This window comes from Chryseobacillus diguaensis, from assembly GCF_049220665.1.
GTDB lineage: Bacteria > Bacillota > Bacilli > Bacillales > Bacillaceae > Metabacillus_B.
In genome coordinates this window covers 83,842-95,911 of record NZ_JBMKNV010000011.1, presented here as the reverse complement: position 1 = coordinate 95,911, position 12,070 = coordinate 83,842, and the positions used below count along the sequence as shown (strand labels likewise).

Sequence of the window (12,070 nt, the reverse complement as noted above, 5' to 3'; positions counted from 1 at the left end):
TGTCTACAAGCTTTTTTTATTGTAGAATTAAATTAGATACTGTTTGAGGGGAGAAATTTTAACATGTTGTCAAAGCACGTTCTCCCACAAGGAGAGCGTTTTTTTGTGTAGGAACGAATTTAATGAAAATTCAGTCATAAATTACAAAATATTAATAAGTCTGGTATATTTACTTAATATTTTCTATTTATAGTAAGAATTGCGAATGATATCTTCAATTGAGAGGGAGTTGAAGTGTAGTAGCAAAGAAGAAGTAGATTGTGATTAATTGTAAGGAAACGGAAATCTTGTGAAGAAAGTAGCTATGATTGTTTCCAAAACCAAAAAATCAGAAAAAAACGGAGGAAGAAAAAATGAAATTTTTCAAAAATCTACCGATCGTTATGGCATCTGCTATCCTTCTTGGAACTGCACTTACACAAACTCCAGCTGAAGTAAATGCCGCCCCTTTAACAGGAACAGTTACAGTTTCGGGTTCTAGCGCAATACATCCCCTGACTGTAGAAGCAGGCAAGCAATTTAAGGCAAAAAATCCTGGGGTGACAGTTACTTCAACAGCTACAAACTCTTTGAAAGGTGCTCAGGCAGTTTCTAACGGGACTGTAAAAATCGGGGCATCGGACTGGGACAATAGTAAGTCCGTTCCTGGTTTTACTGCAATCAAAGGATTGGTACCTCATCCGATTGCTGTGATTCCATTTGCAACTATTGCAAATAATAATGTAAAAGTAAGTAATCTGACTACGAAACAACTGCAGGACATCTTCGCAGGAAGAGTGAAAAACTGGAACCAAGTAGGCGGTCAAAATGCGCCAATCGTTGTAATCAATCGTGCTTCAGGTTCAGGTACGCGAGTAAACTTCCAGTCAAAGCTATTAAAAGGTGCTTCCATTGCAAAAATCGGCAAAGAAGTAGCATCAGGTGGCGATATGGCTACAGCGGTAAGCAAAACACCAAATGCGATCGGTTACATTGATCTTGCAAAAGTAACGAGTGCAATGAAAACCGAGAAATATAATGGTGTAGCTCCAACTACCGCAAATGTAATCAACAAAACATATCCTGGTTGGGCTTATGGTTTCTACCTAACAAAAGGGACAGCAACAGGAGCAACAAAGTCATTTATTGATTATGTAAGAAGCTCGCAGTTCCAGACTACTACAGTAAAGAAAATGGGATTCATCCCGCTAACAAGCATGAAGTAATCCCAGTTTAATAATCCTCTACAAATGCGCCGTCTAAGGGCTCATTTGTAGGGGGTTTTTTGTCTATATTCGGTCTTTTTTTGTTATCGCAATCCAAAACTAAAAGCTTATTAAAAGCGCGAAGAAGTAGAACCTTTTATTGGTAAATCTTATAATTGCAAGTCACCAAACTGTTACAGTAGAACATGAAAACTTAGATTATTAGCAGAAAATAAAATTTGAATATTTACATTATTTTAACATTTGACTACAGAAATTAACACACATTAAACAATCAAATTCTATATTTAATATAGTACTAAGTAAATATCATGGAGGTTAAAGAAAATGTTGAAGAAATGGAAGAAAATGAAATCGAAGAAACCCATTCTTGGACTTGCTGTTGGTGTCGTTGCATTGAGCGGTCTACTTGCAACACCGAGTTTTGCAGAAACACCAAAATCTACTTCTTATAAGATTATCAAAAGTACTAAGGTTTCTAATGCAGTGCCAAGCACTGATAAAGAGGCAGAAATGGTAAAGCTATATGAACAGAATGCCTGGAATGCCCGTATGTTCCAGTTATACGATAAGATTCCAATTGGAAAATCAGTCGATGATGAGATAAAATCCGTCCCTCCTATACATACAGGCGATGAATTATATTTAGGCGGATTTTCAGGACTGGTTCATTTGCCAAAAGATCCAGAGAATGTTTTTTATGCCATCACTGACCGAGGACCTAACGGAGATTCTAAATTCGGCAAGTTTTTTTCGGTCCCAACATTTTCTCCTCAGATCGTTAAAATTGAATTGGGCAACGGCGCTGTCCATGTACTGAAGCAGATTCCGCTAAAATTGCCTCAGGGATATACAGATCCGATTACCAAATCCAGAAACATTTCTGGTATTTCTAATTTCCCTGGTGACAATACTAGTAAGCTTGCAGGCTTTGGAACGATGGATGAAATTTCTTACGGTGCTGCCGGCCAGGTCCTTCCCGCTGATCCTTATGGTCTTGATACAGAAGCCATCAGCTATAATCCCAATGATGATACTTTTTGGGTGAGTGAAGAATACAGACCGAGTCTTGTTCAGGTAAAAAGAGACGGTACAATCATTCAGCGGCTTGTTCCAAAAGGGGAAAAAGATTTATTTGCCTCTTCTCCAGCTGTTCCGGTCCATGACACTCTTCCTGCTGTTTTTGCTATGCGCAATCCAAACAAGGGACTGGAAGGAACGACTGTTACACCTAGCGGTAGATATCTGTATACCGCACTACAAGGACCCATCATTAATCCTTACGGTGACGGTTCTGCCCCGCCAAAAGGATCAACGGCCATCCGTGTCCTTCGCTATGATCTAAAACACATGGACAAAGATCCAAAGGAATTTTTATATGTATTGGACGGTAAACACTTGATCTCCGATATTGCTGCTTTAGATGATGATCATGTTCTTTTTGATGAAAGAGACAGCGACTACAGCTATAAAAGTATTTTCAAAGTTGATTTTTCAACAGCGGCCAATCCTACCAATATTTTTGGTCTCCTGGACGGCGAAGGCTTAGACAAAACAGATGTGACGCTTGAAAACACCGTCATGGCTCCCTACGCTCCAGATAAAACCTATACTGTTACGCCAACAGGGGGTAGTACTACGGTAACTGTAAAACCTTTACAAAAAACGCTATTTGTAGATGCCAAAGAGCGCGGATACAATAACTCCAAGCTTGAAGGGATTGCGATGCCAAATGACCATACCCTGGCACTCACAAACGATAATGACTTTGGTGTTCAGGACCCGGACCCAGAACAAGTGTGGCTGTATAATCTGACGGGAACCGCTCAAGAGCATAAGCTGTTTTCCAAGCCAAGTAAAGCCGGCAAGGTTTATGTTACGAGCTCTGAAAACAACCAAGATATCACCATCACAGATGTACTAGGTGAAAACAGTCTGCTTGGCACTATGACATTCCTACTTCCTGAAGGAGTTAAGGCTGCACCCGGAGATGCTGTTATCTACGGAAATGGAGATCCTATTCCATTAACGGCTTCACAGCTTTCCGATACAGCAGGTGGCGGTCAATTCATTACAGTGGATGGGGTCTGCCTTCACAAGGGAGAATCAGTAAAATTGCTGTTGAAAGGTAAAAGTGTTTCGCCACAGACGTTTTCACCAAAGGTTTATGTCGACTCTGACGGTCCTGAGAATGAAAATGGACTGAGCGCAGGCTTTACAGTCCACTCTCACCAGCCTAAGGGTTCAAAGATGAATGATTGAAGAAAGCATATCAATTTGCAAATAAACTTGAAATAATAATTATATAGTTAGTCTGGCACAAAAACTCACAGTTCTTAAATAAAAGATCATACGCCCTGACTCCGTTACTTTTATCTGAGTTCAGGGCGCTGTTTATTATGAAAAGGAACAGTGTAGATATCATTATAGATAAACTTTCCTTCTTTAACTCCCTCGGTTTAATTAGATTATCTCCCGAATACTCGCTTATTCGCAGGATTTCATATCCCTTTAATTAGGTTTTACGTTTAAATGAACGTTATTTAGTGTAGCTTCATACACATAACTGTTTCTTGCAATTTTTTTAATCCTGTCATCATATTTAAGTAAACCTTGAACAAATTATCCTAAATATGAAATTCCTTGTCCTTCCCGTTCTAGTGCTTCTCTTATAGTTCTAAGGGGAACAGCTGCAGACTGTTTTTTTAGGTAGTCTATCGCATTTCGTATTTTTTTGTGGAGTTTTTTATTTCATTAGTTTTTCTATTTCCTGGTCGTGATAACCGGCCGGGGGAGAGATCCTGGCTCTTTTTTATTTTAAGCGAAAATGACACTTATTTGTTATTACCGTGTAATACCATTACTTCTCTTCCCTTCCCTTCTGTTACCGGCAATTACAAATGCCATTGCGATTGTAACTAAAATGCAGGCTATGTCGTACATTTACATGCTCCCTCCAGTTATGATGATTCATGCTCCTTTTGTTGCGTTTTTTTCTCGAACTGTGTATTAGTTTAATCCTTCTGTATAAACTTTAGGCTTTAAGAGAATCCAATATAAACACATTAGGAGGAAGGATTTTTAATGTTCGAGATGACTATAAGCAATAGCGGCATGAGCACTTCGAACAAAATTAAACATTACAGGTATTTTGTTATAGGAGCTATTGTCTTTACTATTTATTTTGTATATTTAGATGGACATATGTTAAAAATACTTTTGTAATTTACTACATAACAAAGGAGTGAAGAAAATGCCACAACGAATTCAGCAAGCTGCCCAACAAGCTCAAGCAGCACTTCAACAAATTCAACAAGTTGCACAGCAATTACAACAAACCGAGCAACAAAACGCTCAACAGTTTCAACAGGCTCAAGCACAAAATGGTACTCAAATGGGAACGCAGGTACAGGACTTTGCTCAAAGAGAACAAAATGCGGCTCAACAGTTGCAACAAATTCAGCAACTTGCTCAACAGTGTGCACAACAATTACAGCAACAACAGCAGCAACAGTCTTACTAAAAACAAGACTTCAAATAATCTAAAAATAAAAACTTCCATTAGATCGATTAATGGAAGTTTTTATTTTATTACACAAACTGCTTGCTGCGATTTTTCTTTATCTGTTTATGAAAAAGGAAGATGAGATAATATTCTTTATTAATGTTAAATCATATGGCGCCTCAGAAATGGCAAACATGAGATACCAAGGCAATTCAAGCGGCTTTAAATAACAGTGCCGGAGCTAAGGTATTTTTTCTTAAGGCAGCTACAAAGTGACTAGCGAACTGAATATGAAAGAACATACAGCGGATTATGGCAAAGGCGCCGGCATCCAAGCTGACGCTGACCTGGAAAGTGTTCTCCATCTGAAAAGCATGACATTGAGATAAGGAATATGCTCGTTGATCACCGGAATACAGCCTTAAAGGGATTCTATTGTCAAAGGGTCAAACTTTGTCACCATCTCAGACAGCAAGCTGCAAAACTTCAAACAGCCAAAAAAGCCATCTCTCTCCCGGCTAATTGTCAGCGCAGTTCGGATTGAAGGCGGAGTCAGAAATGTTAAGATTGATGGCTGCATGTAAAATTGCTTATGCCGAATAAACTGTTACATTTAGAGCAGAATATCTGTAACTAAAATTAGAGGTGTTTTTCTATGGATGGAATGAGAGTACGATTTGAAATAAAGAACCTTAATATTAGAGTTGGGAATGTAACACGGGACAGTCAGAGTTATGTTCTACTCACAGCTTACGATGACAGCAACAATGAGATTGTCTTAGAACTAACGCATGAACAAGCAGGATTTTTAGAGGATCAATTTTATGAAGCAAATTTAAGGTACGAACAGCGTATAGTGCCAGAACAACAGCCTGAACCGAATACATTTTTTAAACAATCATTCACTAATCCTCACGACCAAGGAAATGACCAAATTCGTTAAATTATTGTAAATGATACACCTGGACGGTATCTCTTAGTAGGTTAGCCCCACAATTGGTGGTTTAATCGTTGTTGGATTAGTTGTTACATAGTCGGCAATACCGAGGCTATGCTATATAGAACTTCTTTGATGTTCATATCAATCATCTGATCCCACTCTTGAATTTTTAGTTGATTTAAAGGAGAGTTCGGCATATACCAGCACAATTTACGAGTACGTCAATACGACCGTATTCTTCTATTGTAAACTTTGACAACTTTTGCATATCTTCTGCTGAAATATTAAATTAGTGGCAGCATCGCCGTTATCCGTTTTAATTTCATCTATTATTGTTTTGAGAAGCTCCTCTCTTCTTGCAGCGAATACCACTTCGGTACCATTTTCAGCCAATAGCTTAGCTGTTGATTTACCTATTCCGACAGATGCCCAATGAAATTCATCCGGCTCTCTTTCTTCGTTTTAATCTTTGCATTACTGCTCTCCACCACCCTCACAATGTAAACGCAGCTAATCCAGCTCGAACAATCCAGCTATTCCAAAAAACCACCCTATATAAATCCAATACTACAAACTCAACAAACCTCGGAACATTGCAACCCCAAACGCTCACCATCCTCGGTAAATACAAAGAATACTACAAGGTAAAGACCTCTCACGGAAACTGCTGGATTCACCCAACAGATTTTAAAGATGAATTCGGAAAACATCGCTTGTATGTGAATAAGATGCTGTCTCTGTATACTGGCAAGTCCTTCAAAGATCAAAGATTGATGCATGAGAGGTCAAACGGTTAGAGCTTTACCTCAGATTATTGATTATTTAAAATCGAAGGGGTATGTTTTGGTGCCTTATGATCCAAGTCATCATGTGGTGAGCAATTTTTGGAATGATGGCAGTTATAGATAAATAAAATAATATCCACAAAAAAGACATTCCCCAAAAAGAATGTCTTTTTTCAATCCAGCGTATTTAAATCAAACTTCTCTTTATCACTAATATCCTCAATAACATCCTGCAAAGTCATATTCTCTAAACTCTTCTCCAACGCAAGCTGCGCTGAAGTAAACAGCGGGTTTATCGTATCCTGAATGTTCCTCCCAACAACACAAGCGGGATTTGGATTTTCATGAATACTGAATAATTCTTTTTCCTGGACGACATTGACTGCTTTGTATACGTCAAGAAAGGTTATTTCCGATGGATCCTTGGCGAGATTGGCTCCTGCGATGCCGGGATGGACTTCGACTAGTCCTGCTTTTTTCAGCATTCCCATAATTTTTCTGATGAGGGTTGGGTTGGTGTTGACGCTGCTGGCTAAATACTCAGAGGAATTGATTCCTTCTTTATTGACTTCGATTAACGCTAATATGTGAATGCCGACTGAAAAACGGCTGCTGATGGACATTTCTTTCACCTGCCTGTAAACGCATTATACCTTAAATTCCTATGGGTTGACAAAATCCTAACATGTATTTAAAATGAATACAAGTATCAGAAGTGAATACAGGTTCTAAATCAAATATATGGGGGAATACACAAATGAAAATACTAGTTACGGGTGCAACAGGCAAATTAGGAAGCAAAGTGGTTGAGACGTTGATGAAGACTGTACCAGCAGACCAGCTGGCTGTGAGTGTGCGCAATCCGGAGAAAGCAGAGGGGCTGCGTGCACGCGGAGTTGACGTGCGCAAAGGGGATTTTGACCGTCCTGAAACATTAGATGCAGCGTTTACTGGGATTGATCGCTTATTGATTATTTCCTCAGATGGAGACAATGAAACAAGAAACCGCCAGCATGGCAATGCGGTGGCTGCGGCAGAGCGGACTGGCGTAAAATTCATTGCGTATACAAGCATCACGGATGCACAGGAAAGCCAAAACTTCCTTGCTCCTACCCATAAAGTAACAGAAGATGCCATCATCAAAACAGGCATTCCTTATTCCTTCCTTCGCAACAATTGGTACTTAGAGAATGAAATCTCAAGCATTCAAGGTGTACTGGCAGGTGCCCCGTGGGTGACTTCTGCTGGAGCTGGAAAAGTTGGCTGGGCATTGCAGCAAGACTATGCTGATGCTGCGGCGGCAGTTCTTTCTGGCAGCGGCCATGACAACACCATCTATGAGCTATCAGGCAAACCACTGACACAGGAAGAGATTGCGGCAGCACTTGGTACAGTACTTGGGAAAGAAGTACCTGTCCAACATGTGGATGATGGAGCATACACAGAAATTATGAAAGGTGCGGGGGTACCAGAGTTCCTTCTTCCATTCCTTGTTGAGATCCAAAAAGGAGTCCGTGAAGGCACCCTGGAAATCGAAAGCCATGATTTAGAAAAACTCATTGGCCGTCCAGCAGCGCCAATTACTGAAGCATTATCTCAAGTTGTAAAAACTCTATAATCCTATCAAAACCGGTCTTCTGGGCCGGTTTTTTGCGTGGGAAATCCTTGCTGCTTCATTCGCCCAATCGTTTCATAAGCAGCCCAGTTAACAGAACAGTCAATGAAGTGAATGCTAGTTTCAAAAATACATTTCAGATGCTGAACCTGTCCAATCAAACAGAGTGGTTTTTTCATGAAATATAGGAAAAGCTGAAAAAGAGGGGTAACATGTTAGCCAATCAAATTATTTTGACAGGCCTAAAGTATTTAGGCACTCCTTATGTTTTCGATGCCCCGCCCCATCAAACAAAAGTATTCGACTGCAGCTCCTTCACCCAGTACATCTTTGGAGTCTACGGCATCTCCCTCCCGCGAAATTCCCGCCAGCAATACACAATGGGAATCCCCATTCCTTTTAACAAAATCAGAAAAGGAGATTTGCTCTTTTTCACCACCAAGACCCGAAAAGACCGCCAGCTGCCTTCAAAAATTGGACATGTTGGGGTCTTTCTTGGCAGCGGACATATGCTTCACACGTATCGTGAGGGGAAGAAGGTGATGGTTTCGGAGTTGAATTCGTATTGGAAGTTAGCTTTTGCAGGTGCGAAGCGGGTGATTTAGATGCCTTTCTGCCGCCGGGTGATTTTGCTTTGCCTGGCGGTTTGGCATTGCTTTCTGGTGATGCGGGGGTGAGCAGATGGTGAGACAGGATACATGAGGTTGTTTTGGTCATTGTTATGGGCGGGGGATCGCTTTCCGGTCGAGTGAATGTAGGGGCCGGATGGGTCATCGTGGGTGAGGGCAGCTCGTCCGGGTTCATAGCGTGAGAACAGGACATGTCCTAATTCGTGTGCCAGTGTATAGCGTCCTGCGGCTTTTTCGGTGAGGAGAATCCGTCCGGACAGCTCGTAGTCGGCTGCACTTTGAAAAGAGACAAGCTCTGTTCCGCCAACACCGACGACTTTTTTGCCTTTGCCTGGAGCTAAATAATCTCCGCTTAAGTAAAGAACATAAATTCCCGTTTTATGGCCAGCCATCTTTTTAGCCGTTTGAAACAAAACATCGATTGTAGGATTAATGAAGACATAATCAGAGGAAATCGAGCGGGCATCGATCCGCCTCTTCTCGCTGGTAAAGATCCCTTTCAAATCAAATGTTACGCAGCCCTTCACACGTCATTTGCTTTTTGAATCTCCTGTTTGACCCGCAAGGTATTTCCAGCGTGATCTGCACCATTGACAAAAAAGGCATAGACATCCACTGTATAAGCAGCCAATACGGACAACTCCTTTGCCTGATTTTTCTGCTTGTACAGTTTATGGATGAGGAAAACATTCGGTGTGGGTGGTGTTTCCCTGTGGTACTATTTTCTAAAAGGGGAGGCTGTTGAAAATGGTGACCATTCGAGAGGCATTGGATCACGAAGTTGAGGGAATACGGGAACAGCGGGTGAAGGCGTATGAGGAGCATGCCCCAAGCATTCCGGACGGTCATTGGGATGCGCTGAAGAAAGCGATCTCGTCTGCTTCCGACACAGGACCTGGTGTTGAGCTTTTAGCTGCAGAGCTTGATGGGGAAGTGGTCGGCAGCGTCGCTTTGTATCCAGCAAAGCTGGATGCTTATGATGGGCTCGTGGATTTGATGGATTATCCTGAAATCCGGATGCTGGCCGTTTCAGAACGGGCGCGCCGCAAAGGCGTGGCAGAAGCATTGATCAAGGAATGCGTCCGCCGGACAAAAGCAAAGGGATCCCCTTATATCGGGCTGCATACAGCTGATTTTATGAAAGCTGCTATGAGGCTTTATGAGCGAATGGGCTTTACCCGGTTGCCACAGTTTGACTTTGAGCCTGCTGGGGACGGCATCATTGTAAAAGCCTATAGACTAACGATCGAACAAAGCGAGGAGTGAGATCCCATCTCACTCCCCTTCACGCTTCTAAATAGAAAATCCGCCATTCCCGCCTTTGAGCTTCAGCATGCCATTTCCTTCATCAGTCCGCGGATATCCTAAAGAAACCGTATTCTGAATCAGCAGCCTGTAAATCTCCGGCTCTGACAGCGTCCGCTTCAACTTTTTCTCATATTTACTAATAATCAGGGCAAGTGCACCTGATACATGAGGTGTAGCCATGGAGGTTCCTGACAGGACAGCGTATTTGCTTGGAGGATAAGTGGACAGTATTTTTTCGCCAGGTGCGACTAAATCAATTTCGCTGTTGGAGTCGCTGAATGGAGAGATGCGCTGCTGAAAGCTGACAGAGCCGACTTCGACGACCTCAGGGTATGCCCCTGGATAGCTGTATTCGCTTGTTCGGGCATTGCCGTCCCCATCATTTCCGGCAGCACATACGACAATGATGTTGTTTTGTACGGCGGACTTGATGGCGGCGTGCAATGAAGGATTGGTGTCCGGCCCGCCTAGTGACATGGAAATGACCCGCACTTTTTCTCCTTTTGGTCCGCGCCATCTTGTCGCATATTTGACGGCAGCTGTGATGTTCTCCGTTTTTCCTTCTCCTGAGCCGCTTAATACTTTTAGCACAAGCAATTTAGCTTTTGGGGCAGCTCCTGCTGCGCCCCCGTTATCTCCCGTGCCTGCAATTGTCCCGCAGACATGGGTGCCATGGCCGTGGTTATCCTGGAAATTAGAAGGAATGCCCAGGTAGTCATTCGTGAAATTGCGTCCGCCGATGATTTGGCCTCTTAAATCTGGATGGCTCGTCTGACAGCCGGTGTCAAGGACAGCGACGACCGTACCCTCTCCCTTGAAGCCTTGTTGCCAGTACGACGGTGCCCCGATCATTCTGATTCCCTGCGGAATCCCTGAAATGCTTTCTTTCGTTGCTCCTACACGAAAAGGTGTTAGTTTGACAATGGACAAATCGATGATCTCCCTTCGTCTTTCAACAGCAATACCCCGGTAAACGGGGACTTGGACTTGCTTGCTGTATCCTATGAAGGGAGAGAGGGTTTTGCTATCGTTATCCTGACTATTTGTGCTCAAAGAATAATAGTAAAATAGTTAATTTCTGCAAAATTAAGCACACCCAAGGCGAATCTTGCTCAAATATAGTAAAATGCAGAGGGAAAGTTATTGACGAAAGGAACTAACAAACATGACATACAAAATGATTGTTCTAGATTTAGATGATACGCTGCTGCGTGATGATTTGACGATTTCTCCGGGGACGAAGGAAGCCTTGATGGCGGCTCAGGAAGCAGGAACGAAGGTGGTGCTCGCTTCCGGACGGCCGACAACTGCGATGCTTCCGATTGCTGAGGAGCTGCAATTGAAAGAATACGGCAGCTTTATTCTTTCTTTTAACGGTGGAAAAATTAACAATTGCCAAACAGGCGAAACCTTGTTCAGCTCTACTTTGCCAGCTGAGACGATTCATCACTTATACGATGTCAGCCGCCGGGAAGATGTGTGGATTCATACGTATATCAAAGATACCATTGTGACGGAGGATGCAAATCCGTACACGGATATGGAAGGGAAACTGACTGGCCTGCCAATAGAAGTGGTAAGCAGTTTTAAAGATACTGTCACAGTACCAGTTGTGAAAGCCTTAATGCTTGGAGAACCTGCATATCTTAAAACAGTGGAGGAAAAGCTGCAGAAGGAATTTGCAGGAAGCTTAGCCGTTATGCGTTCAAAACCATACTTCCTGGAGTTTACTGAAGCGGGGGTCACAAAAGGGACAAGCTTAAACTCTCTTATTCAGCAGCTTGGCATCAGCCGTGAGGAAGTCATCGCGGTTGGGGACGGTCATAACGACTTATCCATGATTGAATTTGCAGGCCTTGGAGTTGCGATGGGAAATGCGGCGGATGAAGTCAAGGAGAAAGCGGATTATATTACAGATACGAACATGAACGATGGAGTGGCTAAGGTTGTTGAAGAGTTTATCTTAAAAACAGTAACAGTACAGTAGTGAAAACTTTCACATCAATATCATTTGATCCTTAACAAATTTTTTATATTTAGACCCTGTTAAACAATATTGTAGTTTTTTTAATTAAGAAAAGGG

General features: G+C 42.1%; 12 protein-coding genes. 8 read left to right on the top strand and 4 right to left on the bottom strand.

Annotation, left to right across the window (positions count from 1 at the left end):
- The first annotated feature begins 353 nt into the window (after positions 1 to 353).
- From ACOT8F_RS16115 to ACOT8F_RS16100, 4 genes are all read left to right on the top strand, one after another.
- Entirely contained in the window at positions 354 to 1,205 is an 852-nt protein-coding gene (locus ACOT8F_RS16115; protein WP_421652948.1) for a phosphate ABC transporter substrate-binding protein, read from the top strand.
- Positions 1,206 to 1,532: 327 nt separating this feature from the next.
- On the top strand, positions 1,533 to 3,467 hold the full coding sequence (locus ACOT8F_RS16110; protein WP_421652947.1) for an esterase-like activity of phytase family protein: 1,935 nt from the start codon (positions 1,533 to 1,535) through the stop codon (positions 3,465 to 3,467).
- Between the two features lie 991 nt (positions 3,468 to 4,458).
- Positions 4,459 to 4,728 (top strand): hypothetical protein, encoded by a 270-nt coding sequence (locus ACOT8F_RS16105; protein ID WP_421652946.1) that lies wholly within the window; start codon positions 4,459 to 4,461, stop codon positions 4,726 to 4,728.
- A gap of 637 nt (positions 4,729 to 5,365) precedes the next feature.
- Positions 5,366 to 5,653, top strand: coding sequence for a hypothetical protein (locus ACOT8F_RS16100; protein WP_421652945.1), 288 nt, complete (start codon positions 5,366 to 5,368; stop codon positions 5,651 to 5,653).
- 237 nt (positions 5,654 to 5,890) lie between these two features.
- Here the strand turns inward: ACOT8F_RS16100 and ACOT8F_RS16095 are convergent, their stop codons facing one another.
- Together ACOT8F_RS16095 and ACOT8F_RS16090 are read right to left on the bottom strand one after the other, a co-directional pair.
- Positions 5,891 to 6,067 (bottom strand): hypothetical protein, encoded by a 177-nt coding sequence (locus tag ACOT8F_RS16095; protein WP_421652978.1) that lies wholly within the window; start codon positions 6,065 to 6,067, stop codon positions 5,891 to 5,893.
- Between the two features lie 541 nt (positions 6,068 to 6,608).
- On the bottom strand, positions 6,609 to 7,058 hold the full coding sequence (locus tag ACOT8F_RS16090) for an Rrf2 family transcriptional regulator (RefSeq protein WP_421652944.1): 450 nt from the start codon (positions 7,056 to 7,058) through the stop codon (positions 6,609 to 6,611).
- Between the two features lie 134 nt (positions 7,059 to 7,192).
- Between ACOT8F_RS16090 and ACOT8F_RS16085 the strand changes: the two genes are divergently transcribed.
- On the top strand, positions 7,193 to 8,053 hold the full coding sequence (locus ACOT8F_RS16085) for an SDR family oxidoreductase (RefSeq protein WP_421652943.1): 861 nt from the start codon (positions 7,193 to 7,195) through the stop codon (positions 8,051 to 8,053).
- A 209-nt stretch (positions 8,054 to 8,262) separates the two neighbouring features.
- Entirely contained in the window at positions 8,263 to 8,655 is a 393-nt protein-coding gene (locus ACOT8F_RS16080; RefSeq protein WP_421652942.1) for a C40 family peptidase, read from the top strand.
- Here ACOT8F_RS16080 and ACOT8F_RS16075 read toward each other — a convergent pair.
- Positions 8,652 to 9,206 carry an ImmA/IrrE family metallo-endopeptidase gene (locus tag ACOT8F_RS16075; protein WP_421652941.1) on the bottom strand — a complete coding sequence of 185 codons (555 nt, stop codon included), beginning with the start codon at positions 9,204 to 9,206 and terminating at the stop codon, positions 8,652 to 8,654. The two genes, ACOT8F_RS16080 and ACOT8F_RS16075, sit on opposite strands and share 4 nt — an antisense overlap.
- A 220-nt stretch (positions 9,207 to 9,426) precedes the next feature.
- Between ACOT8F_RS16075 and ACOT8F_RS16070 the strand changes: the two genes are divergently transcribed.
- Positions 9,427 to 9,945 carry a GNAT family N-acetyltransferase gene (locus ACOT8F_RS16070; RefSeq protein WP_421652940.1) on the top strand — a complete coding sequence of 173 codons (519 nt, stop codon included), beginning with the start codon at positions 9,427 to 9,429 and terminating at the stop codon, positions 9,943 to 9,945.
- 27 nt (positions 9,946 to 9,972) lie between these two features.
- On the opposite strand, the gene ACOT8F_RS16065 is transcribed toward ACOT8F_RS16070, so the two are convergent.
- Entirely contained in the window at positions 9,973 to 10,917 is a 945-nt protein-coding gene (locus tag ACOT8F_RS16065; protein WP_421652939.1) for a S8 family peptidase, read from the bottom strand.
- A 235-nt stretch (positions 10,918 to 11,152) separates the two neighbouring features.
- Between ACOT8F_RS16065 and ACOT8F_RS16060 the strand changes: the two genes are divergently transcribed.
- Complete coding sequence (locus tag ACOT8F_RS16060) at positions 11,153 to 11,974, top strand: Cof-type HAD-IIB family hydrolase (RefSeq protein WP_421652938.1); 822 nt, start codon at positions 11,153 to 11,155, stop codon at positions 11,972 to 11,974.
- The last annotated feature ends 96 nt before the right edge of the window (positions 11,975 to 12,070 follow it).